This is a genomic window from Cupriavidus sp. 05N38, assembly GCF_056397345.1.
Genome location: NZ_JBFTNF010000013.1, coordinates 72,016 through 96,219, shown reverse-complemented (window position 1 = coordinate 96,219; position 24,204 = coordinate 72,016). Strand labels below are relative to the sequence as shown.

Here is a 24,204-nt window from a genome sequence, read left to right as displayed (position 1 = left end):
AGCGGTGCCGCTCAGCGCGCCCGTCCGCGCTGGAAGTGCGCCTGCACGGCTTCGATCATCGCCGCGGCGGCCGCGGAATCGCCGCGGTCCTTGAGCCGTACCAGGCAGATGTCGCGCACCAGCGATGGCAACTGCAGCGGACGGATCGCCAGGCCCTCCTGCTGGAACTGGAACAGTGCCAGCGCCGGCACCACCGTCACGCCCAGCCCCGCGGCCACCAGCGCCGCCACGGTCGCCAGGTGCTCCACCTCCATCACGCCGTTGAGCTTGAGCGGATGCAGCGCGGCGTCCAGGTGCTGGCGCACGCTGCTGGTACGCGACAGCTGGATGAAGGGCAGCCCCGCCAGTGCCTGCGGCGCCACGCGCTTGCGCCGCGCCAGCGGATGGCTGGCCGGGCACACCAGGTGGAAGCGGTCCGCCACCAGCGGCTCGACGCGCAGGTCGCTGTCCTGCGCCGGCGCGGGCGCCAGCGCGAAATCGGCCCGCCCGCGCCTGACCATCTCGATGCAGCCGTCCGCGAGCAGGTCGAACAGCTCGATGGAGATGCCCGGATAGCGCTGGTGGAACGCGGCCAGCAGCGGCGGCAGGTCGCCGGCCGCCAGCGAGGGCAGGGCCGCGATCGATACCCGCCCCTTGCGGCGCTCGGCATGATCGCGCAGCTCTGCGAACGCCGTCTCGAAATCCGCCAGCAGGCGCACCGCCACTTCCTCGAATCGCCGGCCTTCCACGCTCAGTTCCACATGGCGCGTGGTGCGCTCGAACAGGCGCGTGCCGGCCTGTTCCTCCAGCGTCTGGATCAGCGCGCTGAAGGCCGATTGCGACAGGTGGCAGGCCTGCGCGGCGCGTGTGAAGTTTCGATGCTCCACCAGCGCCACGAAGGCGCGCAAGTGTTTGACGGACAGGTTCATCGGCGGGGGCGAGGGTACTGGCGGTACCGGCGGTATCAGTGGTTGGCGGGCGTTTGGCGGGCGCCCGGGGCACGCCTGCAGGCGTGCGGCGCAAAGCGTACTTCCCGTGCATCCGCTTTTATCTGCCAAATCGATAGATTAATCCAAATTATCCGTTTTTCGGAGCAGGCTGGCAGGTCTAGAATCCATTCACGGTGGCGGCCTCGTGCGCACCGTCCTTGCCACCCGGGTTTGCGCCCGCCTCACCAGGCTTCGTCCCATGACTGCTTCCGCTCCCGCCCCCGGACCTTTGCTGATCGGCTCCGGTGCCGGCTTCTCCGGCGACCGCACGGATGCCGCCCTCCCCGTGGTGCGCACCATGATCGCGGCGGGCGGCCCCGCCGTGCTGATGTTCGAGACCCTGGCCGAGCGCACGCTGGCGCTGGCCCAGCTGGCCCGGCGCAACGATCCCGCCCAAGGCTACGAACCGCTGCTCGACGCGCTGCTCGCGCCGGTCCTGGGGCTGTGCCTGGCCAACGGCATTCCCATCGTCGGCAACTTCGGCGCCGCCAACCCGCGCGCCGCCGCCGCACGCGTGCGCGCGCTGGCCGCCGAGCTTGGCCTGGCGGCACCGCGCGTGGCGGTGGTCGAAGGCGACGACCTTGCGGACGATGCCGGCCGCGCCGTGCTGCGCCAGATCGTCGGCAGCGGCTTTCCGGAGACGCGCTTCGTCTGCGCCAACGCCTACATCGGCGCGCGCGGCATCGCGGACGCGCTCACCGACGGCGCGCAGGTGGTGGTGTGCGGCCGCGTGGCCGACCCGGCGCTGGCGGTCGGCCCGGCCATGGCGCATTTCGGCTGGTCGTGGGACGATTGGGACCGGCTGGCGCGCGCCACCATGGCCGGCCACCTGCTCGAGTGCGGCGCCCAGGTCACCGGCGGCTACTTTGCCGATCCCGGCATGAAGGACGTACCCGATGTGCATGCCGTCGGCTACCCGATCGTGCGCCTGGATGCCGACGGCAATATCGAGGTCGGCAAGGCCGCGGATACCGGCGGCTGCGTGGACCTGCGCACCGTCAAGGAGCAGTTGCTGTACGAAGTGCACGACCCCGCCGCCTACCTCACCCCCGACGTGGTCGCGGACATCAGCCAGGCCACCGTCGAGCAGCTGGGCCCGGACCGCGTGGCGGTGCGCAATGTGCGCGGCCGCGAACGGCCGGAACAGCTCAAGGCCAACCTGTTCTACCAGGGCGGCTGGATCGCCGAAGGCGAGATCTCCTATGCCGGCCCCAATGCCGCGGCGCGCGCGCGCCTGGCCGCGGAGATCGTGCGCAAGCGCATGAACCTGCTTGGCTACAGCGTGCCGATACGCTTCGACCTGATCGGCGTGTGCAGCGTGTTCGCCGACGACGGCGGCCGGCTGCTGCAGCAGGCCCTGCCCGGTGAGACGCAGGCGCAGGACGTGCGCCTGCGCGCCGCGCTCGCGCATGAGGACAAGCCGGTGGCGCAGGCGCTGCTGCGTGAGGTCAATGCGCTCTATACCTGCGGCCCCGCGGGCGGCGGCGGCGTGCGTACCGCGCTGCGCGCACGCCTGAACGCCATGTCCTGCCTGGTGCCGCGCGCCRCCGTCAACGCAAGCCATACCCTGCTGCCATGAACACTGCCACTACCGATGCCGCCGACAATATCGCCCTGTACCAGCTCGCGCACGGGCGCACTGGCGACAAGGGCGACCGCTCCAATATCAGCGTGATTGCCTACGATCCGCGCGATTTCGATCATCTCGCCGCCCACGTCACCGAAGACGCGGTGGCCGCGCTGTTCGCCCATCGCCAGCCGTCGGCCGTCAAGCGCTACCTGGTGCCTTCGCTGCAGGCGATGAACTTCGTCATCGACGGCGTGCTGGACGGCGGCGTCAACGATGCGCTCAACCTCGACACGCATGGCAAGGCACTGGCCTTCCTGCTGCTGCAGCTGGAGATTCCCTTGCCGCCGAGGCTGGCCGGCGCGGGCTGAACGGCCAGGCGCACGCGCAACGATATTGGCAACGACATTCGCGACGAGATTCGCGACGAGATTCGCACTCAACAACCACAACGAAGCCAGATTCCAACAGGAGACTCAAGATGTCCGCATACACCAAGCCCGCTTCCGCCATGAAGGTGGTCACCGGCATCGCCGCCGCGGCGCTCGCGCTGCTGGCGGGGCCTGCGCATGCGGAGTTCCCGGACAAGCCGATCCGCTTCGTGGTGCCGTTCGCTGCCGGCAGCGCCACCGACCAGCTCGCGCGCGCGATCGGCCAGGCCATCACGGTGGACGCCAAGGTCACGGTGGTGGTCGACAACAAGCCGGGCGCCAACGGCTTCATCGCCGCCAGCGACGTGGCCAAGGCCGGCCCGGACGGCTACACCGTGCTGATCACCACCAACACCACGCATGCCGCCAACGAGCACCTGTTCAAGAAGCTGCCCTACGATCCGGTCAAGGACTACTCGCCCATCAGCGCGCTCGGCCGCGGCGGCCAGATCATGGTGGTGAATCCGCAACTGCCGGTCAACAGCGTGGGCGACTTCATCGCGCTGGCCAAGAAGGAACCCGGCAAGCTCAGCTTCGGCAGCGGCAGTTCCTCCTCGCGCATCGCGGGCGAGCTGTTCCAGCAGATGGCGCATGTGCAGTTGCTCCATGTGCCGTACAAGAGCAACCCGCTGGCGGTGACCGACCTGCTCGGCAACCAGATCCAGATGATGATCACCGACACCGCCACCGGCCTGCCGCAGGTCAAGAGCGGCAAGCTCAAGGCGCTGGGCGTGTCGGGCAAGACGCGTTCGCCGCTGGCGCCCAATGTACCGACCATCGACGAGGCCGGAGTCAAGGGCTATGAGATGAGCTACTGGTTCGCGGCCTACGCGCCGGCCAAGACGCCGCAACCGGTCGTCGACAAGCTCCATGCGATGCTGGTGAAGGCAGCCAGGAGCGACACCGCCGCAAGCTTCTACCAGTCTACGGGGACGGATGTGTTCACCAGCTCGCCGGCCGAGCTGGCCAAGTTCCAGGCCGCGGAATCGGCCAAGTGGGGCAAGATCATCAAGGCGGCCAATATCCAGCCGGAGTGAACCGGGGCAGCGCTGCGGCCTTTCATGCATGAACGCCTCCCGTGACCGGGAGGCGTTTTTCGTTGCCGCCGGCCGTGCGCAGGCAGCCTTCCCGCCCGCCGATGCCGCGCTGCCCGTGCCGGATGGCCGGCGCGGCACGGAGCGCGCGCTCACATATGCGCGAGCCGCCGCGTCGCGCACTTTGCGCCGATAATGCAGCTCTGGAAGTCGCCCCCAATTTCCATGGAGCGCAGCATGAGCGTGCCTTGCCCCGCCGGCCGTCGCCGGACCGCAGTATCCCTGATCGCAGCCCTTGCCTTTGCCGGCGCGCCCGCCCTGGCGCCCGCCCAGAGCCCGGCGGCGGCGTCCCCGCCGGCCCAGCTCAGGACGCAGGTGCCCGGCTATTACCGCATGATGTTCGGCCAGTTCGAAGTGACCGCGTTGTACGACGGCTATGTCGACCTCGACACCAAGGTGTTCAAGTACAGCAGCCCCGGCGAAGTGCAGCGCTTGCTGGCGCGCATGTTCGTGGCCACGACGCCGGGCATGCAGACCGCGGTCAATGCCTACCTGGTCCACACCGGCAAGAACCTGGTGCTGGTCGATACCGGCACCGCGGCTTGCTTCGGCCCCACGCTGGGGCGCGTCGTGGAGAACCTGCGCGCCGCGGGTTATGCGCCCGGGCAGGTCGATACCGTGCTGCTCACCCACTTGCATCCCGACCATGCCTGCGGCCTGATGGCCGACGGCAAGCCGGTGTTCGCCAACGCCACGGTGTATGTCGACAAGGCCGACGCGGCCTACTGGCTGGACGAAGCCACGGCGGCGCGCGCGCCGCAGGATGCCCAGCCGTTGTTTGCCATGGCGCGCGCCGCCGTCGCGCCCTACCAGGCCAGCGGCCGGCTGCGCACCTATGCCGCCGGAGCCGAACTGCTACCCGGCGTGAGCGCCGTGCCGGCGCACGGCCATACACCTGGCCACAGCGGCTACCTGTTCAGGTCGGCCGACCACGGCATGTTGTTCTGGGGCGATCTCGTGCACAGCCATGCGGTGCAGTTCCGCCGGCCGGAGGTGGCGATGGAGTTCGACGTGGACAGCCGCCAGGCCGTGACCACGCGCAAGGCGCTTTTTGCGCAAGCCGCGCGCGGCCAGCTGTGGGTGGCCGGCGCGCACCTGCCGTTCCCGGGCATCGGCCATGTGCGCGCGGAGGGCAAGGGCTACGCCTGGGTGCCGGTGGAGTACGGGCCGCTGCGTACCGACAGGTAGGGCGCCGCCCCGGTCTGGTGCCGCGCTAGCGCCTGAAGCCCAGCACCAGCACGCCGGCGCCCACCAGCAGGATGCCGGCCCATTCGCGCAGGCTGGGCCGCTCGCCCAGGAATATCACGGCGAACACCGCCACCAGCAGCAGGCTCAGCTTGTCCACCGGTGCGACCTTGGATGCCTCGCCGAGCTTGAGCGCGCGGAAGTAGCACACCCAGGAAGCGCCGGTGGCGAGGCCGGAAAGCACGAGAAAGACCCAGGTACGGGGCGACAGCGCCAGCGGGTTGCTCCACTTGCCGGTGAACACCACGAAGGCGCTCAGCACCACAATGATCACCGCGGTGCGCACCAGCGTGGCAAGGTCGGAGTTGATGCCCTCCAGGCCGATCTTGGCGAAGATCGCCGTCAGCGCGGCGAACACCGCCGAGAGCAGCGCCCAGTGGAACCAGCCGGTCGAGGAGGCCATAGGATCGTGTCTGTGCGGTTTGCGGCGCGCTCAGAGGCGCCGGCGCTCCATGGCCACGAGCGAGGGCACGAAGCCGAGCTGGCCGAAGAAGGCCGCCTCGGAGGACCGTCCGGCGCGCAGCACCCAGGTGATATCGGGATCGTTGCCGACGATGTGGCGCACCAGCGCGCGGCCGATGCCGCGGCGCCGGTGGCTTGGCGCCACGGCCACCATCGACAGGTAGCCGTTGGAGATATCGTCGCACAGGGCACGCGCGAAACCGACGATCTCGCCATTGTCGACCGCCACCGCAACGCGCTGCGAATTGGCGATCAGGCGGGCGAAGCGCTCGGTGTTGGCCACCCTGTGTGCCCAGCCGTTGGCCGCAAGCAATTGTCTGGCAGCCTCGATCTCATCGGGCAGCAGATTGCGGATTTCCATCGGGGCTCCCATGCAAGCACATACAGCAACTCGGCGCTGCCCTTCTTTTGGGGGGGCGTCTCGAGGCGAGGACGGCGCGGGGGCCGCCAAAGACTGCAGGCAGTGTAGCGAGCGCGCGAAGGCCCGTCAATTTGCCGCCTGGCATGTTGCGCCCACTCCGAGGCGGGGTATCATGTTTGCCATGAATGCCTCGATCTTCTCTTCCGCCCACCCGGCCGATCAGCTGGCCGAGTTCAGCGACGCCGACGCGGCGTTGGCCCGTATCCTCGAAATCTACGAGGCCTCGGTCGGCGCGATACGCGCGCGCTTCGACGCCTTCGCGCGCGGTCAGCCGCTGCCGTCCGCGGCGCACGCCTGCTACCCCTACCTCGGCATCTCGGTCAACCTCGAGACCATGGTGACGGACAGCCGGCCCTCGTGGGGCACCGTGGCCTACCCGGGCGTGTATGGCACCACGGTGACGCGGCCCGACCTGCTGGCCGACTACTACCGTGACCAGATCGAGCGCCTGTTGCGCTACCACCGAGTGCCGGTGGTGGTCGGCGTGAGCCGGCGGCCGATCCCGCTGCCTTTCGTCATCGAAGCCTCCACCACCGATATCAGCTACACGCAGGCGCGCGAACTCGAAGCGTCCTTCGTGCTGCCCGAGCTGAGCCGCATCGATGATGCCATTGCCAACGGCACCTTCGAACCCGTGCCCGGCGAGGCGTGGCCGCTCTCGCTGTTTACCGGCGAGCGCGTGGACCTCGCGCTGCAGCGGCTGTATCACTACACCGGCACCGCGCCCCAGCATTTCCAGCGCTTCGTGCTGTTCACCAACTACCAGCGCTATGTCGACGAGTTCATCGCGCTGGGCCGCTCGCTGATGGCGGCCGGGGACGAGCAGGGCGCCGACGGCTACGCGCGCTTCGTCGAACCCGGCGACGTAGTGCAGGAACGCGGCGCGCCCGAGCCCGACGATGCGCTGCGCCCGCGCGCGCTGCCGCAGATGCCCGCCTATCACCTGGTGCGCGAGGACCGCCTCGGCGTGACCCTGGTCAACATCGGCGTGGGCCCGTCCAATGCCAAGACCATGACCGACCACCTCGCGGTGCTGCGCCCGCATTGCTGGCTCATGGTGGGCCACTGCGGCGGCCTGCGTCGCTCGCAGCAGCTCGGCGACTATGTGCTGGCGCACGCCTACGTGCGCGACGACCACGTGCTGGACCACGACCTGCCGCCGTGGGTGCCCGTGCCGCCCATCGCCGAGATCCAGGTCGCGCTGCAGGAAGCCGTGGCACGCGTCACCGGCCTGTCCGGCAGCGAGATGAAGACGCGCATGCGTACCGGCACCGTGGTCTCCACCGACGACCGCAACTGGGAGCTGAAGTCGAAGTCGCTATACGCCCGCTTCAACCAGTCGCGCGCGATTGCGATCGACATGGAAAGCGCCACCGTGGCGGCCAACGGTTTCCGCCTGCGCGTGCCCTATGGCACCTTGCTGTGCGTGTCCGACAAGCCGCTGCACGGCGAGCTCAAGCTGCGTGGCATGGCCAACGCGTTCTACCGCCAGCGCGTGAGCCAGCACATGACCATCGGCCTGGAGGCGATCCGCATCCTGCGCGAGGCCGGGGCCGAGCAACTGCATTCGCGCAAGCTGCGCAGTTTCGACGAGCCTGCCTTCAGGTAAGGCGCGGCAGGCCAGGCCCCGGAAGCCGGCGGCGCGGGCGATGAACGTCCCCTGCGCTGCCTGTGCCGACGGCGGCCGGCTGCACGCCGGGTCTTGCGCTACGGCTCTTGCGCAACGGATCTTGCGCAACGGATCTTGCGCAACGACCGCCCGCATCAGAAGCGGTAACCCGCCCCCATGCTGAACAGCCACGGGTCCAGGCTCGCGTTCGACAGCTTCACGCCTGCGGCCTTGACGTCCGTCGAGATCCAGGTCTTCTTGATATCCGCGTTCAGGAACCAGTTCTTCGTCAGCTTGTAGTCCATCCCGATCTGCAGCACGGGGCCCACGCTCCAGCGGTCCAGCGAGAGTGAGTTGTTGGCCAGGTTGGCACCCCAGATGCGCGTGACGTTCATGCCGGCGCCCACATAGGGACGGAAGGTGCCGTTGGGCAGGAAGTGGTACTGCACCAGCAAGGCCGGCGGCAGGTGGGAGAAGGTGCCGATCTTGCTGCCGCCCAGGTAGACGTCCTGCTTCTGCGGCACCGTCAGCACCAGTTCGGCGGCGATGTTCGGCGTGAAGAAATAGGTGACGTCGAGCTCGGGGATCCACTTGTTGTTCACCGTGATCAGGTCCGAAGGACCGACGCCGCCGATGGGATCCGACTTGTCGGCCATGTCGAGATAGGTGGCGCGCAGGCGCACCATCCAGTTGCCCTGGGCTTCCTCTGCCGCTGCGGCTGGCGTGGCGGCGAGCGCAGTGAACATGGCCATGACGGCGACAGCGGTGGTGGCGGGACGAGTGCGGACAGACAGGCGATTCTTCATGATGGTTGGCTCGGTGATGGGAAACTTCACGCACAGTGTGGCGGAGGGATCCCATGCGAGCCTTGACCGAGAGCAAGAAGAACGGCATCGGCTTTTTGCACGCGCGCGCCGCATCGTGACGCTGCGACAGCGGCCTGCGGAGCGGCGGCGCAAATACGCATTTTGATTGCCGGACCTGACTTCTAAGGACATGCGCAAATATTCGTGGCCGCGCGCGGCGACGGGCCTTACGCTGTGCACACAGTCACAGCAAGGAGCATGTCGTGGGCGCCCCGCAAAGGCGTCTTTCCGGGTGTGCCCCGTGGGGGCGGGGCACACCGGTTTTTCTGCATGCCCCGGATGGCGGCCTGCCCTCAGGCAGCCATTTCCCGCTCGCGCCGCACTGGCTGCGCGGCGCGCAGGTGCCGGTTGATGCCGGACACCACCGCCTTGAGCGATGCCGCCACGATATTGGCATCGACGCCGGCGCCGAAGCCGGTGGCGGAATCCCCGACCCGCACTTCCACGTAGCTGGCCGCGCTGGCATTGGCCCCGGACGACAGCGCGTGCTCGTGATAGTCCATTACCCGTACCGGTATATCCAGCACGCTCGCGCACGCCCCGACAAACGCATCGATCGGGCCGTTGCCGCTGCCGCGCACGCTCACGGGCTTGCCCTCGCGCTGCAGCGTTACCTCGATCTCCACCTGCCCGTTGTTGTCAGAGACCATCTGGTGGCCCACGTAGCGCAGCGGCGTCTGCGCGTCGAGGTACTCGCGGCCGAACAGGCCATAGAGGTCGTCGGCGCTGGCCTCGAGCCCGCTCTCGTCGGTCATCGCCTGCACCGCGCGGCTGAACTCGATCTGCAGGCGGCGCGGCATGTAGATGCCATGCACCTGCTCCAGCAGATAGGCCATGCCGCCCTTGCCTGACTGGCTGTTGACGCGGATCACCGCGTCGTAGCTGCGACCGAGGTCGGCGGGGTCGATCGGCAGGTATGGCACCTCCCAGATGGTATCGGGCTGCTGTTGCGCAAAGCCCTTGCGGATTGCGTCCTGATGAGAGCCGGAGAACGCGGTGAAGACGAGGTCGCCTGCGTATGGATGGCGCGGATGCACCGGCAGCTGGTTGCAGTGCTCCACGCACTGGCGCACTTCGTCGATGTCGGAGAAGTCGAGTCCGGGGTCTACGCCTTGCGTGTAGAGATTGAGCGCCAGCGTGACCAGGTCCACGTTGCCGGTGCGTTCGCCGTTGCCGAACAAGCAGCCTTCCACGCGGTCCGCGCCTGCCATCACGGCAAGCTCCGCCGCGGCCACGGCAGTGCCGCGGTCGTTGTGCGGGTGGACCGACAGCACGATCTCGTCGCGCCGGGCCAGGTGCCGGTGCATCCATTCGACCTGGTCGGCAAAGATATTGGGGGTGCTGCATTCCACCGTGGTCGGCAGGTTCAGGATGAGCGGGCGCGCCGCGCCGGGCTGCCAGATGGCGGACACCGCATCGCATACCTCGAGCGAGAAATCGAGCTCGGTCATGCTGAAGGTTTCCGGCGAGTACTCGTAGGTCCACGCGGTCTCGGGCATGGCGTCGGTGAGCGACTTGATCAGGCGCGTGCCTTCCAGTGCGATCTCCCTGACCTCCTCGCGGCTGGCGCCGAACACGATGCGGCGGAATGCGGGCGCGATGGGGTTGTAGAGGTGGACGGCCGCGCGCGCGGCGCCGCGCACGGAATCGATGGTGCGGCGGATGAGGTCTTCGCGCGCCTGCGTCAGTACCACGATGGTCACGTCGGCGGGAATGCGGTCCTCCTCGATCAGCATGCGCACGAAATCGAAATCGGTCTGCGACGCGGAGGGGAAGGCCACCTCGATCTGCTTCAGGCCGATCTTCACCAGCTGCTCGAAGAAGCGCAGCTTGCGCTGCGGGCTCATCGGCTCGATCAGGGCCTGGTTGCCATCGCGCAGGTCGGTGCTCATCCAGACCGGCGCGCGCTCGATGCGCTGGTTGGGCCAGGTGCGGTCCTTGAGGTCGACGGCGGTGGCGGGGCGATATTTGGTGGCGGGGTTGCGCAACATCATGACGGTTCTCCTTCCTCGCGGGGAGCTGCAAGGGGCAAGACTGGGATGCGCCTGTGCCGCGCGGGGCGCGGAATTCACAACGAATCCGCGCACGAAGAATCCGCGCACGAAGAATCGGCGGAATGCGCGCGCAGGAACGCTCAGGCGGGAAAAAGGGTGGCGCGAGGCTGCCGAACTGCCACGAGGCGCTAGGCCCGGCAACCGATCGGTAGTTGTAGCAGTAGCGGGGAGGACAGACGCGAAGCGGCCAGCACCGATGCGCAAGCCAGGCCGGATGCACGCACGGCCGCGCCGATGCGGGTCGCATCGGCGGCTTGGCGGCGGTGGCAGCTGGTCTGTTGCATCGGCTGGATAGTCTGGTTGCGCGGGTATCACAGGTATCGCGGTTCAGTGCAGACAAGGGGCCTGCAAGCAAGGTGCTGCGGGTCTGCGGCGATACGTGGCGTTCCGCAAGCATAGTGCACGGGCCGCGCCAGCGTCAACAAGCCGCCTGCCACGACGCCCGTGGCGGGCATGTGCGGCGACGCACGCAAGTTCCGCGCGCTCAACCGAAGAACAGGAAGCGGGAGAAAAGAAGGGCGCCAATGCCGCAGCAGAGCCGCTGCGGATCGTGAAAAGGCGGCCGGGAATCGCAGAGCGTACCCGTTTCTGCGTGGATGGCGGGCTGCATTCCCGGGCACGTTCCGCGCGGCTTTTGCGCGGTTCTTGTGCCTCGGCGGCGCCGCCTCGGCGGTCGCTGCGGCCGCGTCTTCAGCGCTACGTCAGCGCTTTCGTCAGCGCTTCGTCACGAAGCGGACCACCTGTTCGCCCTTGCCGGATTCGGCCGCGCCGGCATCCGTCGTGCTGGAGCCGCAGGTATTGCAGCCGCCGCTGTCGCAGCCGCTGGCGCAGCCGGCCGCGGCCTGCGGCGCCAGCCACGCGACCGCGCGCCGGCGCCAGCCGGTGGCCGCCGTCGCGCCCAGTTGCATCGCCAGCCAGGCCTTCAGGCGCTCGCGCGTGCGCGGCGCGTAGCGCGACAGCACGGACACCGCGCAGACCAGCACGATCAGCGGCACCAGCAGGGTTTCGACGGCGTGATAGAGGCTCATGGCAGCGGCGGCGTTGTTTCAGCTGAACAGCAAGGCGATGCGGTACGTGGCGAAGGCGGCCAGGTAACCCAGGCCGAACAGGTAAAGCGTCGACGCGATCATCACCTTCCAGGAGTTGGTCTCGCGACGGATCACCGCCATCGTGGAGACGCACTGCGGCGCGAACACGAACCACGCCAGCAGCGCCAGCGCGGTGGCCAGCGACCACTGCGTGGCAATCATCGGCGCGAGCTGGCTGGCCACGGCGTCCTCGCTGCCGGACAGCGCGTAGACGGTGGCCAGCGCGCCCACCGCAACCTCGCGCGCGGCCAGGCCCGGCACCAGCGCGATGCAGATCTGCCAGTTGAAGCCCACCGGGGCGAAGATGTGCTCCAGCCCGCGGCCGATGATGCCGGCGAAGCTGTAGTCGATGGCCGGGGCCGTGGCACCCGCCGGCGCCGACGGGAAGGTGGCCAGGAACCACAGCAGCACCGTCAGCGTCAGGATCACCTTGCCCACGCGCGACAGGAAGATGCGGGCGCGTTCCCACAGGCCGATGGCCACGTCGCGCGGGTTGGGGATGCGGTACGACGGCAGCTCCATCAGCAGCGGGTGGTCGGTGCGGTCGCGGCGGAAATACTTCAGCACGAAGGCCACCGCCAGCGCGCTGACGATGCCCGCCACRTACAGCGCGAACAGCACCAGCCCCTGCAGGTTGAACATGCCCATCACCGTGCGCGCCGGGATGAAGGCGCCGATCAGCAGCGCATACACCGGCAGCCGCGCCGAGCATGTCATCAGCGGCGCCACCAGGATGGTGGTCAGGCGGTCGCGCGGATCCTGGATCGTGCGCGTGGCCATGATGCCGGGGATGGCGCAGGCGAAGCTCGACAACAGCGGGATGAAGGAGCGCCCGGACAGGCCCGCGCCCATCATCAGGCGGTCCAGCAGGAAGGCCGCGCGCGGCAGGTAGCCGGACTCTTCCAGCGTGAGGATGAACAGGAACAGGATCAGGATCTGCGGCAGGAACACCACCACGCTGCCCAGGCCGGCGATCAGGCCGTCCACCAGCAGGCTGCGCAGCATGCCTTCGGGCAGGTGGCTGCCGATCAGCTCGCCGAACCAGTGCACGCCGCCTTCGATGCCGTCCATCAGCGGCGCGGCCCACGAGAACACGGCCTGGAACATCAGGAACAGCAGCACGGCCAGGATCGCCAGGCCGAACACGGGATGCAGCACGATGCGGTCGAGCCGGTCGTCCATGGCGGCGGTGCGCGCCGGCATGGTGACGGCGGCTTCCAGCAGGCGCTTGACCTCCTGGTGCACGTCCAGGTCCGAAGCCGGTTCGGCGGCCGCCGGCGGAGCATCGGGCAGGGCGGCGTCGAGCGCGGCCAGCAGGCTGGCCGCGCCGTCGCGCTTGACGGCGACGGTCTCCACCACCGGCACGCCGAGCGCGGCCGCCAGCTTGTCGCGGTCGATATGGATGCCGCGCCGCGCCGCCGCGTCGCTCATATTGAGCACCAGCACCATCGGCAGGCCAAGGCGGCGCAGTTCCAGCACGAAGCGTAGGTGCAGGCGCAGGTTGGTGGCGTCCACCACCGATACCAGCAGGTCCGGGCGCGTCTCGCCCGCGCGCCGGCCCAGGCAGACATCGCGCGTGATGGCCTCGTCGAGGCTGGCCGCGTGCAGGCTGTAGGCACCCGGCAGGTCCAGCACGCGCACCTGGCGACCCGCCGGCGAGACGAAATGGCCTTCCTTGCGCTCGACGGTGACGCCGGCGTAGTTGGCTACCTTCTGGCGGCTGCCGGTCAGGCGGTTGAACAACGCGGTCTTGCCGCAGTTGGGATTGCCCACCAGCGCCACGCGCAAGGCGGGACGCTGGGCGGCGGAAGTCGGAGAAGCGACGGACATATTCTTGGCAGGTGCCCGCTCAGGCAGCGGTGCGTTTGGCGGCGGGCGCGTCTGGCTGCGCGGCCGGCGTGATGCTGGAGACGGAAGCGCTCACCGCTTCCACGGCAATGCGCGCCGCTTCCGAGCGGCGCAGGGCAAAGCGGGTGAAGCCCACCTGTGCCACGAGGGGATCGATGCCGAACGGGCCCAGCGCGATGACCTGCACCGCTTCGCCGGGCACGAAGCCAAGCTCTCGCAGGCGGCGCGCTACGGGATCGTTGGGAGAGGTGTCATCGACAGAGACGATGACCGCGGCAGTGCGCCGCGGAAGTTCAGACAACCGCATGGGGCTTCCAGTCCGTAGGCGCGRGGCACGGCACGCGGTCGGCAAACTCACGCCAGGGTTGGTAAATGAAAATCGTTCCCATTGTAGCCGATTTGCCTTTGTACGTTTGGTTTTCGCCGTGCCCGTCGCGATCCCGGCATTGCCCTGCGGGGCTTCTGGCAGGCCGCTGCGCGAGGTGCGGCGGCAAAGGCGCAACAGCATATCCTGCCCGGGCATAGAATGCGAGTCGGCACATGGCCGCAGCGCGGCAGCGTCGCCGTCCGCCGGCCAATACGACGACATACAGACACGGAGTGAAGACCATGATCCTTGAAATCGCGCAATTCCAGATCAAAGCCGGCTCGGAGTCGGCATTCGAAGCGGCCGTCGCGCAGGCTGCGCCGTTGTTCAGGCGCGCGCGCGGCTGCCATGGCATGCGCCTGCTCCGCTCGATCGAGACCCCGTCGCGCTTCACGCTCGAAGTGAAGTGGGAGACGGTCGAAAACCATATGGTGGACTTCCGCGAATCGGATGACTTCAGCGAATGGCGCAAGCTGGTCGGCGAACACTTCGCCTCGGCGCCCGACGTGGGGCACGTGAGCATCGCGGTCGAGGGTTTCTGAGCGCGGAAGGTCCGCCGCGGCGGGGCTGCGGTTCCCGAAAGCCGCCTGAAAGCTCCCCCTCCCTGGCGGGGGGAAGGGAATAACGCAATTGCGTTATTGGTCCAGGGGGACGCAGGGGGTAAGCTGGAAACACGCTGAACACCCCGTTCCACGCGTATTTGACAATGCTACTTGCCGGTAAAGCAGGTGGCATTTTTCTTTTGTAGATCTGACAATAGCTTATAAATCAATGGGTTATGAGATAAATATGTAAGCGTGTTGGCATGTGCTGGATTTCATGTAAGCGCCTGTGTAAGAAGTGTGCTTTTGTGTGCGTACCCTTTTCTGCGCACCAATCCCTGCAACGGTGCTATGGCGAATCCTCAGGCTGTGAGGTACGGTGCACTCCGATTTCAACTGGAAACGGCACCGATGAACGTACTCTCATGGCCTTCGATAGCCTTCTATTGCGTCTTCGCAGTCTGCATCTTCTACCAGCAACTGCATCTACGGAATTTTCGCGGACGTAATCAAGTCTTTGGTTTCGTGCTGGGCCTGTCGGCTCTTGCCGGAACCCTCACGGGACTGGTCTATCTCGGCTATTACGGCTGGGCTGTCACTTGGTGGGCACCGTTCGTAATCTTCGCTATCGGATTGGCTGCCAGCTTCCCTGGTGTACTCGTTGAGCGGATGGTGGGCACTCTGCCGCTGAGCGTTGCAGCATTCATTGGCTGGCCCGTATCGACCTACTTCATGTTTCATTACATGCCTAGATAACAAGAAGCCGGGAGGCAGTGGCGCCAGTGAAAGCAGGCGCCGCAACTGAGTCGAAGTGTGCAGCTTGCGTGCTAAAGTGCATTTTCTAAGACTCGGACTGACTGGGAGGTCAGCGTGGCCGAAGACAAAAAAGACGGCGGTTCCGTAACTGAAATCGCAAAAGCAATCGGGCAGATTGTCGACAAAGTCCCAGTATATGAAGATGCACTTCAGCCAGCCGCGAAGGAATTAGGGAAGGGTTTGGCCGTTGTAGCCAAGGCCGTCAACGCCGCTCTCGCCCCGGTGGAGGGGCTGATATGGGGCGTCGACAAGATCAAGGATTTTGTCCGTGAGCGGGTTGCCAAGAAGCTTGAGAACGTGCCACCGGGGGAAATCCAGCAGCCCAAGCCGCACATCGCTGTCCCGGCTATTGAGGCCCTTCGCTATACCGGCGCCGAAGAATCGCTCTCCGATTTGTACGCGAATCTACTGGCGACGTCGATGGACAAAGCCACGGCATACCGAGCGCATCCGGGCTTTGTGGACATCATCAAGAACATGTGCCCGGACGAGGCAAAAGTCATGAAGTACCTTGTCACCGCTTGGGACTTCATTGCCATTGCGAGTATTCACAGCAACATTGAGAATGGCGGCGGTTATAACGTGCTGCACCGGAATGTGACGTCCCTCGCAACGCGTGCTCAATGCGAGCACCCGGGTTTGCTTTCGACATACCTCGATAATCTTGATCGCCTTGGGCTTATCAAAGTTGACTACGATCAGTTCTTGACTGACCCGAAGGCATACGAAGAAATTGAGAGCGCTGCTACTGTCCAAGAGATACTGCAACGCATATCCCAAACGCCAGGACGCAAGGGCGAGATCAAGAAAGGCATAGTGAAGATGACAGACCTTGGAAGTCAGTTTGGTCGAGCTTGCATTTTGGACAAGGAAGGACAGCCGAGGGACTGAAAATCTTGGAAATTCGCAAATGCGATTGTCGCGAGGCGGGGTCTGGTGGCCTTGCGAATTTGGTCTTGCCCGCCCCCCCGACGAATACTTTATTAAGTGCCGGTCGTGTTGGGTATTTAATCTTACAGGGCTACTGTAATGCCAGAGAATACGGTTGGTGTTAGTATTGAAAGTCTTTCTTTCAGTGGTGGGCAGGCCGTGCGATTTGGCAAGAACGATGTAATTATCATCGTTGGGCCCAATAACGCGGGTAAGAGTGCAACTCTGCGGGAAATGGTAGGCAGGCTGCAAAGCGTCGGCGGAATTCCGGCGGCCTATGTATTGACTGACATTACGGTTGGTAAGCCAGCGGATGAGCAGTCAGTGTGGGATTTTGTCCGGCAGGTGGGCAAGCCAATGCCGGGGACCCCGCCGGATCACTACTTTCGGGCGGGGCAGGGTGCCAATCCGTACACGGTGACTGAATTCTTCCGCAACCCCGGTTTTTCAGGGTTGTTTAACTGGTTTGTCGTCTATATTGACGCGAGTACGCGCCTGTCCCTTGCTCAGGCACAGCAGTCGATAGATTTTGGAGCGCAACAGCCGAATCACCCGATGCACTATCTCCATCAAGATAATGCTGCAATGGGTAAGCTTGCTCGCTGGTTCAAACGGGCGTTCGGTACGGAGATCGCTGTTGATCATTTTGCGGGACAAACAATTCCTCTTCACGTTGGGCCGAATGTTGTCCCACAGGAAGGCGAAAATGTTATGAACGATGATTATCGGCAACGGCTTCGCAACGCTCCCCGCCTCGATGTTCAAGGCGATGGAATGCGTGGATTCGTCGGGGTCTTGATGCACGTACTTTTGGGCCATCAGGCGATATCGCTAGTAGACGAGCCGGAGGCTTTTCTACATCCTCCGCAGGCCAGACAACTTGGGAAGCGAATCGCTGAGGAACACGCAGATGGGCAGGTCTTCATTGCGACACACAGTGCGGACTTTCTTAGGGGGGCGCTTGAGGCTAAGGATCGCCCGCTAAGAGTGCTGCGCCTTCGCAGGGTCGCTGACAAAAATCATGTGTCAGAACTCACTCCCGACAAAATCAGGGAAGTCTGGGGCGACCCGGCTCTCAGGTACTCGAACATCCTAGACGGTGCATTTCACGAGAAGGTGGTTATTTGTGAGGCCGAGGGAGATTGTCGTTTTTATGGCGCGATTGCAGATGCTCTGCGGGACGAGGACGAGCATCCCTATGCACGCGACATGATGTTTGTTCAGTCCGGCGGAAAGGGAGGGATTTCAAAGCTGGTCAGAGCACTAAAGAGCCTTGACGTGCCCGTGGCCGCAGTGGTTGATTTTGACGTACTGTGTACCCCTGCGCAGTTGTGGCCAATCGTSGAGGCGCTTGGCGGCGTCAAGGATACGTTTGAGGTTGACTATCGGGCTGTTAAGGCATCAATCGATGCGCTAGGGAAGACAACGCCAGAGGCGTTCCGAGACAAGGCTCTCGCGGTTCTCGGAGGGATAGATGTCGGGCAGGACGAGGTGCCACGAAAAATTCTTAGCGAGATGCAGAAGGTTCTCAAAGTCTCGGTGGGAAATGCGCGAGCAAAGGAAAGCGGAATTGGTGTTCTTTCGCGCGACGCAAAGCCGGCCGGTCAGCGTCTGCTCGATGCCCTTGCGGGATTGGGTTTGTTCGTTGTGCCCAACGGTGAGCTTGAATCGTTCGTTGTCGAGGAAAGCGAAGAAAAGAATGCTTGGGTTGCCGCTGTATTGGAGAAGCACGGAAACAACCTCAAGGCTGCGCCAGAGTTGGCGGAGGCGAGGCAGTTTGTATCCCGCTTCATCAGGGTTTGAGAATGGGACGGGGAGGGGGCATGCATCAACGAGAGAGGCTGTTGGAAGAGGTCGAGTTACTTCAGAATATTCTCGTGTCGCAGGCTACCAACGGGCCCGCGTATGAGGGCGATTACGGCGGCTTACGGGCTTCCCTACTTGAACGGACTGGGTACGCCCCTCTGATTCCGAAATTCGTAAGAACTTGCAGAGACTTGGCCCAATTCTGGCAGTTCATCAAGCACAAATTCCCCTCGTACGCGGAACGTCGGACGTATCTGTGGAATGAATTCCGACCTCTCATCGAAATGATCGAGCAATCGTCATCCGGGCCAGCCGATCATGTCGTAACAGCCGCAATTGAGAGGTTTGATGCCGACCACTTACAGGCGGCGTGGCGGAAAGCGTTAGAACGCAGGCAGACGGACCCGGCAGGGGCCATAACGATTGCTCGCACTCTGCTTGAGACAACATGCAAGCACATCTTGGATGAGGTGTCCGTAGATTACGGAGATTCACCGGAATTGCCGCACCTGTACCGCCTCACGTCCAAGGCGCTGAACCTCGCTCCCAGCCAACATACTGAGGACGTCTTCAAGCAGATTCTCGGCGGATGCCATTCCGTTGTAGAGGGGCTTGGTGCCCTTAGGAATAGGCTGAGCGATGCGCATGGCACGGGGAAACGAGCGGTCAAGCCGGCTCCACGGCATGCAGAACTTGCAGTCAATCTGTCTGGTGCACTCGCGCTCTACTTGCTGCAAACGTTCGAAGCACGAAATCCAAGCAATGACCTCAATTGAAACGTATCTTGTTGCACTGGCATTTGTTGCGCTCTGCGGCTTCCTTTGCGGACTCGTCTTGGGCTGCCTCAAATCTCAAGGCGATAGCTCTGGGTTTTCAGAGACTAGGAAGAGGCCGATCATCCTCAGCCTCCTTTGTATCCCCATCGCCATTGCGTACGGGGTTGCATGGGGACTGCTGCTCGACGGTCCTCACTTAATATGGGTGCCTGGAGTGTTGGCGTGGTTTCTTGCTTCCAAGGCAGGGCGACGGTTCTATGCGGACACCTACGCATCACCAAGACCATTTCTCCTTCCCACATTGGGCGTGTTCTTGATACCGGCGGCCTACCACTTGATACGACCATACGCGGTGTATTGAGCAAGCCTGTGCTGCTGTCGGAACGAAGGCAGGCAAGGGTGGGCGCGAATGAGTCTTCCCAAATTTTGGGCGGGTGGGGTGGCTTTTGGCAGAAGTGGAAAACGCTGTGGCGAATATATCTGCGAGGGCGGTGGGACCACTTAACCGCCACGGCGTAGGGGGGCCGCCATCAGCCAAAACTCTGAAATATACAAGGCCCACAGCCACGCCATCGTTGCCGGGAGTGCCGTGGGTAGGCTGGGCTGGGCTGATGCAGCTAGGGGGCTGTGGTGGCGTCGTAGAGGCCCCTCACTTGCTGGCCCAGTCCTGCATGGGAGCGGATGCAGCAACAGACAGCAGCATGTACCGTTTGACGGTGGCAGTGCTGATGCCGAACTCTTCTGCCGTGGCTGCAATGGATGCGCCATGCTCACGGCGCCATGCCACTACAGAGGCAGCGTCTGCGGCTCGTGCACGACCTTGGTACTTCTCAGGATTGGTACGCTTGGCAGTCTCGATACCGCGCCGTTGCATCTCACGACGGTTCAGGTAGTCGGCTTCGCCTTGGGCAGCCATGAAGGCGAGCACGGCGTCACGAGTGGCCTTAGCGATGGCGTCAGTAGCAGCGCCATCAAACACCATATTGTTAAGTGTGCACTCCACCCGTACACCATTAGCCATAAGGCGCTGCATGGTGGCATGTAGCTCATCGTAGCGGCGCGAGATACGGTCAACCCAGCGCACTACCAGAACGCCACCGTTCGACAGCTTGTCTTCGATCCGCTTCCACTCCGCACGATCCAAGGGAGCAACGTGATAACCAGACACACCCTCATCGATGTGCACGTGCTTGCGGTCTACACCGTGTTGCTTCGCGTCGTCGTACTGAGAGGCCGATGACTGGCCATCCGTGCTGGAGATACGTCCGTAGTAGAGTTTCATGCTGGCTCACCTAGCTCACTGGGTTAATGGCTCAATACTAGATGGTGGCTCACAGACTGTCAACCCTATTGAGCCAAGGAATATGGCTCTTTGTAGTGGCTCAGCAGGGCATACCGTGTGAGCCATGCCTGAGGGAGCAGCAGTGCCCGGCTAGGCTGTGGCAATGTACATGCGCAATGCCTGGCTTTGACAAATCGTAACCTATTGATTATTAAAGGTTTTTTACCTTCTTATGGCTGTTTTAGGCCATTTATCGATGGGTAATCAAGGATTGCGGGTGCACGTTGACGGTGCGATGAGGCTGGAATCGGCCTGTTTTGGCGGATATTGCCCGTAGAAGGCGCCTCAGATGCAACAGAGTTGCTTTAAGAAGATTGAACGCGCGAAGCGGTGTAACCAAATCTTCCTTCTGTCGCCTCTGTCGTGAAGAGATGCCCATCAATGGTGTAGCTGGTGGCGAAGCCATATCGAGCCAACGTGTGGAAGGACATGAACTTTCGGAAGTGTTCATCTCCGACGATGCACCAGAACACCTTTGCTCTGTCCAGGCGGCCCACTGTCTTCGCGTCTGGCGCCTTGTCAAAGATGAGCACTACACAGCCGCCAGCCTCGGCTAGCTGGTGCTGGACAGCACTGAACTTGGGGACACTGGCTGACCATGACGCTTCCAGCTTCTTTTTGTTGTAGTTGCGGCTGGTGATGAAACCTTTGGCACAGTCGGCTTCGAAACGAGACAAGGCCTTGTCAGCATTGGCCTTGTTCTTCAATCCGTTCATCAGGCCAGATTTCGACTCGATGTAGATACCGGTGGCGGGACATTGAAAGTCCGACATGGCTGCGAACTCAGCGCCATGGGCATCAGTGAATGTCTGCGGGTAGTAGGCATCGTGGGGAAGGATGCCGCGCGGCATCAGCACGTAGCTCATGCCCGCCTCGGCTGCACTACGGTGGATAGCGCCAGCGGCGCCGGGTGTATGTTTGAACATTGAAATTTCCTGTGTATGTCTGTAGCTCGGGGCAAGCCCAACTTCAGTGCTTTCGCACTTCGTAATTAATAGAGAGTCTGCGCAACATTGCATTAGCTGCATTAGCCGTGCGAATCGTCCGGAAACTCTTTTCCAGCAAGGGATTGCAGTTTTCTGTGCTTTGCATTAGTGGTGCATTAGCACTGCATTAGCGTTGCATTAGCGACTCGCAGGGTTCTGAAAGTCGGGGCACGCCACAGCTTGAATGTTGGCAATCTCTTCTTCCGTCAGCGGCGGGGCACGTTTCTTACCCTTCGGGATGGGCTGCCACAACGGCTGCTGCTTCTCGCCACAACCCGGCACGACGCGGCGGCTGTCCTCATAGTTCAGGGAACCCATGATCCCCTTGATCTTGTCTGGATCAGTGCTCTTGTGCCCGTTCTCTTGGAGATAGGTAACAAGTCCAACGTTATGCACCGTGAGGCCGGAAGACACGTACTCTGCAATCAAGGTATCGAGTTGCGGTGTGCTCAGTCCCGCCATCTGTGCGTGGGCTTCAGTCTTGACGGTGGAACCCGGCTTGAAGTCCGACAGGTCTTCCGACAGCAGCCAGTGGCGAAGCACTGCGGGAGTGTCGGGCAGTTCAAACCAATCATTGAACTCTTCGAAGAATGCCGCCGTATCTTCCGGGCTAACCCTATGCTCGTTGTACTCCGTGACATAGAAGCGCCTGTCGCCGGCAGGGAATCCCGGCAGAGGGCAGCGGGAGTTGGAGCACACCCACACCCTCGCAAACACTTCCCGCTGCACACGTTCCTGAACGCCTTTGATCTCGACTGAAGTCTCGGTCTTGGTGATATTGCTTTTCAAACGTTCGTAGGTGTCCTTCCTTCCTACATCGTCATCGACTACGACAAGCAGATTTTTGACGAAAACTTCCGAGAATGAAGAGAGTGCGGAGCCATACGTTCCATCGTAGACGTGGCGGCCACCAAGGGCGGCGCGGACGATGCGGAAGAGCGTGGACTTACCTGTGCCCTGCTCACCAGTGACGATGAGGCCATGCTGAGGGCGACGGCAGGGATTCTGCACAATGTCAGCCATCACCTGTGTGACGTGCTTTCTGTCTTGGTCAGTCATCAGAACGACTTGAAGGTATCGCCTCAGGATGTCGGGCATCTCGAATTTAGCGGGAAGCTCTGGCTTGAACGGCACGAAGGTGTTAGCCAACAGGACGCCGTGATACTGAAAAAAGCGTTGGCCTACAGGTCTGAAGGCTTTGCCGTAGATGCGCGGCAGGTGGGACAGAAGCCGGGTATCAAGCTGCTTCAGGAATCCGTGGTAGTCATCTGTCCGGACCCGAACGTTGTTAGCCCTAGCCCATGCTGTGAACTCCAGCTTGAAGGCTTCTACAGCGCCGGTCTCATTACTGGAAGTGTGGATTGCTTCGAAAGGGTATGAGGAAACTTTGATGCACCACGACTGTTCTACCAGAAAGTCGGCAAACAGCTTTGTAGCGTCCTTGGGATCAAGTAAGGTGATGGATTTGGATGGAGCGGCTGTGGCCGATGTGGCATCACTCGGAACGAGCGACAGAGAGGGTTGTGCTGTCATGTTTGTCCTTTTCGACTGTGCCATTGTTGGCAGTGGTAATGAGATTGCAGATGTACTGTGATGCTGAGATGCCTGAGTCCTTGGAGACGGCGTAAAGGTCATTCCATACCGATTCAGGCAGGTAGACATACGCACGGAGTAGTTCCAGGCCGCTAGCGGTGGTGATGCGCTGGTGGTTATGTTTTGTCATGGTCATGGGTCCGTAGAATGAGAAAGGGCCGCACCATGCGGCCCTCAGGTTGATTACTTGGCTTTAGCCTTGGTGGCTGGCAGGACCATATCTGCGGAGTAACAGCCCAAAACAAAGCTAGTGACGCTATGCGGATGGAGTTCATAACCTTGTCGCACACGATGTGCAAATTCCATCAAAAATTGGAAGTCATTGGCAGATACGATATTTACAGTCGCTGGTGTCGATTCTAGGAAAGCTTTCCTAGAATCTGTCTCAGCTTTCTCAGCAGCTTGCTGTTCGGCTCGTCGTGCTTGCTCAGCTTCCCATTGCTGGCGCTTAAAGTCATCGTACTCTGTATCGGTAAGCGTCCGTGGTCCGGTGGGTTCGGCACGCTTATGTTTGTCGCGCTCTTTGGCTTCAATGTCGCGGCAGTGCGCTACATAGTCGTCAATCTGAGATTGATGGGCCAGACGCTCGGCACGGGTGATGTAACGATCCGATGGCAGGTCTGAGGGCATTGTGGGTGTGTTCATTGTGCGATTCCTTGTTTGTAGACAACTTTCTTAATGGTTTTTGATTCGTTGGGCTGGGCAGCAGTGATTTTTTGAACCTGTGCCGTGAGCGAGTCGATACGCTCAGTCAATTTGCTAATCAACGTGCTGAGAGTAAGAAACTCTGTAGATGACAGTGATGTAGCTGTAGCTTGAGGTTTGCTGGTCGTGCTGGCGGGTGCAGCGTTCTTACGAAGATTTGGTTTCATTGGTTTTCCTTGTGTGATTCAACGCCAGATTGACGTTGTGAAATGAGAAACTGATAATAATCCTCGGTGAGGAGACGGAGAGCGGCGTCGTACCGTGCCCCTGCTTGAAGATGCGTTGCAACGTCAATCTGACGTCGAGCCCTGAGAGACTGATAATATTCTTCTATGAGAAACTTGCGGGTGGCGTCACTCTTTGCCTGTTCTTGTAGTTCCTTGAATGCATACGCCGCAGATGCAGGACTGTACGATGCAGGGACCATGTCCCGCCAATTTTGATATACGATTGTCATTAGTTTTTCCTTAGTATTTGAAATTAGTGAGCCTTAGAGAATTTGAAAACCCGGTTATGTCCTCCGGGACTGCACGAATACCCGCACAATAGGGCGGCCAGGACTAAACTGCCCATGTTGACGAATGCACCTAGCTCTTGTTCTAGTTCCCAGCGAATCTGGATTGACGATAAGTTGGTATCGATAGGGTTGCGACTGAGATACTCAGACAGGTCTTTGACACTCATATAG

25 protein-coding genes are annotated in these 24,204 nt (G+C 62.7%); 11 read left to right on the top strand and 14 right to left on the bottom strand.

Annotated elements, in window-relative coordinates; all coding sequences use genetic code 11:
* Positions 1-11: 11 nt before the first annotated feature.
* Positions 12-908, bottom strand: coding sequence for a LysR family transcriptional regulator (locus AC1DK4_RS12855; protein ID WP_441617173.1), 897 nt, complete (start codon positions 906-908; stop codon positions 12-14).
* Positions 909-1,167: 259 nt separating this feature from the next.
* Here AC1DK4_RS12855 and AC1DK4_RS12850 point away from each other — a divergent pair, with 259 nt between their 5' ends.
* The 4 genes from AC1DK4_RS12850 (at position 1,168) to AC1DK4_RS12835 (ending at position 5,248) form a co-directional block, all read left to right on the top strand.
* On the top strand, positions 1,168-2,547 hold the full coding sequence (locus tag AC1DK4_RS12850; protein ID WP_477131567.1) for an acyclic terpene utilization AtuA family protein: 1,380 nt from the start codon (positions 1,168-1,170) through the stop codon (positions 2,545-2,547).
* A complete protein-coding gene (locus AC1DK4_RS12845) occupies positions 2,544-2,906 on the top strand; it encodes an AtuA-related protein (RefSeq protein ID WP_441617177.1) in 363 nt (120 codons plus the stop codon). The genes AC1DK4_RS12850 and AC1DK4_RS12845 overlap by 4 nt, the downstream gene beginning before the upstream one ends.
* A gap of 110 nt (positions 2,907-3,016) precedes the next feature.
* Entirely contained in the window at positions 3,017-4,003 is a 987-nt protein-coding gene (locus AC1DK4_RS12840) for a Bug family tripartite tricarboxylate transporter substrate binding protein (RefSeq protein ID WP_441617179.1), read from the top strand.
* Between the two features lie 234 nt (positions 4,004-4,237).
* Complete coding sequence (locus tag AC1DK4_RS12835; protein ID WP_441617181.1) at positions 4,238-5,248, top strand: MBL fold metallo-hydrolase; 1,011 nt, start codon at positions 4,238-4,240, stop codon at positions 5,246-5,248.
* A gap of 25 nt (positions 5,249-5,273) precedes the next feature.
* Here the strand turns inward: AC1DK4_RS12835 and AC1DK4_RS12830 are convergent, their stop codons facing one another.
* Positions 5,274-5,708: an EamA family transporter gene (locus AC1DK4_RS12830; RefSeq protein ID WP_441617183.1), complete on the bottom strand. Its 435-nt coding sequence runs from the start codon at positions 5,706-5,708 to the stop codon at positions 5,274-5,276.
* A gap of 30 nt (positions 5,709-5,738) precedes the next feature.
* The gene (locus tag AC1DK4_RS12825) at positions 5,739-6,128 is read right to left on the bottom strand and encodes a GNAT family N-acetyltransferase (RefSeq protein ID WP_420997467.1); all 390 of its coding nucleotides are present in this window, start codon (positions 6,126-6,128) and stop codon (positions 5,739-5,741) included.
* A 172-nt stretch (positions 6,129-6,300) separates the two neighbouring features.
* Between AC1DK4_RS12825 and AC1DK4_RS12820 the strand changes: the two genes are divergently transcribed.
* The gene (locus AC1DK4_RS12820; protein WP_441617186.1) at positions 6,301-7,797 is read left to right on the top strand and encodes an AMP nucleosidase; all 1,497 of its coding nucleotides are present in this window, start codon (positions 6,301-6,303) and stop codon (positions 7,795-7,797) included.
* A gap of 155 nt (positions 7,798-7,952) precedes the next feature.
* Here AC1DK4_RS12820 and AC1DK4_RS12815 read toward each other — a convergent pair whose 3' ends face one another.
* Positions 7,953-8,603, bottom strand: coding sequence for an OmpW/AlkL family protein (locus AC1DK4_RS12815; protein WP_441617188.1), 651 nt, complete (start codon positions 8,601-8,603; stop codon positions 7,953-7,955).
* Here AC1DK4_RS12815 and AC1DK4_RS12810 point away from each other — a divergent pair.
* The gene (locus AC1DK4_RS12810; protein WP_441617190.1) at positions 8,602-8,769 is read left to right on the top strand and encodes a hypothetical protein; all 168 of its coding nucleotides are present in this window, start codon (positions 8,602-8,604) and stop codon (positions 8,767-8,769) included. The two genes, AC1DK4_RS12815 and AC1DK4_RS12810, sit on opposite strands and share 2 nt — an antisense overlap.
* Positions 8,770-8,956: 187 nt before the next feature.
* On the opposite strand, the gene leuA is transcribed toward AC1DK4_RS12810, so the two are convergent.
* The 4 genes from leuA to AC1DK4_RS12790 all read right to left on the bottom strand — a co-directional run bounded on the left by leuA (position 8,957) and on the right by AC1DK4_RS12790 (position 13,960).
* A complete protein-coding gene (gene leuA, locus AC1DK4_RS12805; RefSeq protein ID WP_441617375.1) occupies positions 8,957-10,654 on the bottom strand; it encodes a 2-isopropylmalate synthase in 1,698 nt (565 codons plus the stop codon).
* 776 nt (positions 10,655-11,430) lie between these two features.
* Complete coding sequence (locus AC1DK4_RS12800) at positions 11,431-11,745, bottom strand: DUF6587 family protein (RefSeq protein WP_441643341.1); 315 nt, start codon at positions 11,743-11,745, stop codon at positions 11,431-11,433.
* 18 nt (positions 11,746-11,763) lie between these two features.
* Positions 11,764-13,635, bottom strand: a complete 1,872-nt coding sequence (gene feoB, locus AC1DK4_RS12795; protein WP_441617194.1) for a ferrous iron transport protein B — start codon at positions 13,633-13,635, stop codon at positions 11,764-11,766.
* 19 nt (positions 13,636-13,654) lie between these two features.
* A complete protein-coding gene (locus AC1DK4_RS12790) occupies positions 13,655-13,960 on the bottom strand; it encodes a FeoA family protein (RefSeq protein ID WP_441617196.1) in 306 nt (101 codons plus the stop codon).
* Positions 13,961-14,262: 302 nt separating this feature from the next.
* Here AC1DK4_RS12790 and AC1DK4_RS12785 point away from each other — a divergent pair, with 302 nt between their 5' ends.
* The 5 genes from AC1DK4_RS12785 (at position 14,263) to AC1DK4_RS12765 (ending at position 18,890) form a co-directional block, all read left to right on the top strand.
* The gene (locus AC1DK4_RS12785; protein ID WP_441617198.1) at positions 14,263-14,562 is read left to right on the top strand and encodes an antibiotic biosynthesis monooxygenase family protein; all 300 of its coding nucleotides are present in this window, start codon (positions 14,263-14,265) and stop codon (positions 14,560-14,562) included.
* A gap of 411 nt (positions 14,563-14,973) precedes the next feature.
* Positions 14,974-15,318 (top strand): hypothetical protein, encoded by a 345-nt coding sequence (locus AC1DK4_RS12780; RefSeq protein WP_441650318.1) that lies wholly within the window; start codon positions 14,974-14,976, stop codon positions 15,316-15,318.
* Between the two features lie 114 nt (positions 15,319-15,432).
* Complete coding sequence (locus tag AC1DK4_RS12775; RefSeq protein ID WP_441650317.1) at positions 15,433-16,269, top strand: DUF4393 domain-containing protein; 837 nt, start codon at positions 15,433-15,435, stop codon at positions 16,267-16,269.
* 138 nt (positions 16,270-16,407) lie between these two features.
* Positions 16,408-18,111, top strand: a complete 1,704-nt coding sequence (locus AC1DK4_RS12770) for an ATP-dependent nuclease (protein WP_441650316.1) — start codon at positions 16,408-16,410, stop codon at positions 18,109-18,111.
* A gap of 194 nt (positions 18,112-18,305) precedes the next feature.
* Positions 18,306-18,890, top strand: a complete 585-nt coding sequence (locus AC1DK4_RS12765) for an abortive infection family protein (RefSeq protein ID WP_441650315.1) — start codon at positions 18,306-18,308, stop codon at positions 18,888-18,890.
* A 649-nt stretch (positions 18,891-19,539) separates the two neighbouring features.
* Here the strand turns inward: AC1DK4_RS12765 and AC1DK4_RS12760 are convergent.
* The 6 genes from AC1DK4_RS12760 to AC1DK4_RS12735 all read right to left on the bottom strand — a co-directional run bounded on the left by AC1DK4_RS12760 (position 19,540) and on the right by AC1DK4_RS12735 (position 23,973).
* Positions 19,540-20,172, bottom strand: coding sequence for a recombinase family protein (locus tag AC1DK4_RS12760; RefSeq protein WP_477115641.1), 633 nt, complete (start codon positions 20,170-20,172; stop codon positions 19,540-19,542).
* 365 nt (positions 20,173-20,537) lie between these two features.
* Positions 20,538-21,158, bottom strand: coding sequence for a hypothetical protein (locus AC1DK4_RS12755; protein ID WP_477131566.1), 621 nt, complete (start codon positions 21,156-21,158; stop codon positions 20,538-20,540).
* Positions 21,159-21,356: 198 nt separating this feature from the next.
* Positions 21,357-22,751: a primase-helicase family protein gene (locus tag AC1DK4_RS12750; RefSeq protein WP_477131565.1), complete on the bottom strand. Its 1,395-nt coding sequence runs from the start codon at positions 22,749-22,751 to the stop codon at positions 21,357-21,359.
* Between the two features lie 243 nt (positions 22,752-22,994).
* Positions 22,995-23,456 (bottom strand): hypothetical protein, encoded by a 462-nt coding sequence (locus AC1DK4_RS12745; RefSeq protein ID WP_477115644.1) that lies wholly within the window; start codon positions 23,454-23,456, stop codon positions 22,995-22,997.
* A complete protein-coding gene (locus AC1DK4_RS12740) occupies positions 23,453-23,683 on the bottom strand; it encodes a hypothetical protein (protein WP_477115645.1) in 231 nt (76 codons plus the stop codon). Before AC1DK4_RS12740 ends, AC1DK4_RS12745 begins: the two co-directional genes overlap by 4 nt.
* Entirely contained in the window at positions 23,680-23,973 is a 294-nt protein-coding gene (locus tag AC1DK4_RS12735) for a hypothetical protein (protein ID WP_477115646.1), read from the bottom strand. Before AC1DK4_RS12735 ends, AC1DK4_RS12740 begins: the two co-directional genes overlap by 4 nt.
* Positions 23,974-24,204: the final 231 nt, after the last annotated feature.

What these genes read in the sequence shown, in the direction of transcription:
- AC1DK4_RS12855 (WP_441617173.1), bottom strand. Translation starts at nt 908, where the DNA reads ATGAACCTGTCCGTCAAACACTTGCGCGCCTTCGTGGCGCTGGTGGAG.
- AC1DK4_RS12845 (WP_441617177.1), top strand. Translation starts at nt 2,544, where the DNA reads ATGAACACTGCCACTACCGATGCCGCCGACAATATCGCCCTGTACCAG.
- AC1DK4_RS12840 (WP_441617179.1), top strand. Translation starts at nt 3,017, where the DNA reads ATGTCCGCATACACCAAGCCCGCTTCCGCCATGAAGGTGGTCACCGGC.
- AC1DK4_RS12835 (WP_441617181.1), top strand. Translation starts at nt 4,238, where the DNA reads ATGAGCGTGCCTTGCCCCGCCGGCCGTCGCCGGACCGCAGTATCCCTG.
- AC1DK4_RS12830 (WP_441617183.1), bottom strand. Translation starts at nt 5,708, where the DNA reads ATGGCCTCCTCGACCGGCTGGTTCCACTGGGCGCTGCTCTCGGCGGTG.
- AC1DK4_RS12825 (WP_420997467.1), bottom strand. Translation starts at nt 6,128, where the DNA reads ATGGAAATCCGCAATCTGCTGCCCGATGAGATCGAGGCTGCCAGACAA.
- AC1DK4_RS12820 (WP_441617186.1), top strand. Translation starts at nt 6,301, where the DNA reads ATGTTTGCCATGAATGCCTCGATCTTCTCTTCCGCCCACCCGGCCGAT.
- AC1DK4_RS12810 (WP_441617190.1), top strand. Translation starts at nt 8,602, where the DNA reads ATGATGGTTGGCTCGGTGATGGGAAACTTCACGCACAGTGTGGCGGAG.
- AC1DK4_RS12815 (WP_441617188.1), bottom strand. Translation starts at nt 8,603, where the DNA reads ATGAAGAATCGCCTGTCTGTCCGCACTCGTCCCGCCACCACCGCTGTC.
- leuA (WP_441617375.1), bottom strand. Translation starts at nt 10,654, where the DNA reads ATGTTGCGCAACCCCGCCACCAAATATCGCCCCGCCACCGCCGTCGAC.
- AC1DK4_RS12800 (WP_441643341.1), bottom strand. Translation starts at nt 11,745, where the DNA reads ATGAGCCTCTATCACGCCGTCGAAACCCTGCTGGTGCCGCTGATCGTG.
- AC1DK4_RS12790 (WP_441617196.1), bottom strand. Translation starts at nt 13,960, where the DNA reads ATGCGGTTGTCTGAACTTCCGCGGCGCACTGCCGCGGTCATCGTCTCT.
- AC1DK4_RS12785 (WP_441617198.1), top strand. Translation starts at nt 14,263, where the DNA reads ATGATCCTTGAAATCGCGCAATTCCAGATCAAAGCCGGCTCGGAGTCG.
- AC1DK4_RS12780 (WP_441650318.1), top strand. Translation starts at nt 14,974, where the DNA reads ATGAACGTACTCTCATGGCCTTCGATAGCCTTCTATTGCGTCTTCGCA.
- AC1DK4_RS12760 (WP_477115641.1), bottom strand. Translation starts at nt 20,172, where the DNA reads ATGAAACTCTACTACGGACGTATCTCCAGCACGGATGGCCAGTCATCG.
- AC1DK4_RS12755 (WP_477131566.1), bottom strand. Translation starts at nt 21,158, where the DNA reads ATGTTCAAACATACACCCGGCGCCGCTGGCGCTATCCACCGTAGTGCA.
- AC1DK4_RS12750 (WP_477131565.1), bottom strand. Translation starts at nt 22,751, where the DNA reads ATGACAGCACAACCCTCTCTGTCGCTCGTTCCGAGTGATGCCACATCG.
- AC1DK4_RS12745 (WP_477115644.1), bottom strand. Translation starts at nt 23,456, where the DNA reads ATGAACACACCCACAATGCCCTCAGACCTGCCATCGGATCGTTACATC.
- AC1DK4_RS12740 (WP_477115645.1), bottom strand. Translation starts at nt 23,683, where the DNA reads ATGAAACCAAATCTTCGTAAGAACGCTGCACCCGCCAGCACGACCAGC.
- AC1DK4_RS12735 (WP_477115646.1), bottom strand. Translation starts at nt 23,973, where the DNA reads ATGACAATCGTATATCAAAATTGGCGGGACATGGTCCCTGCATCGTAC.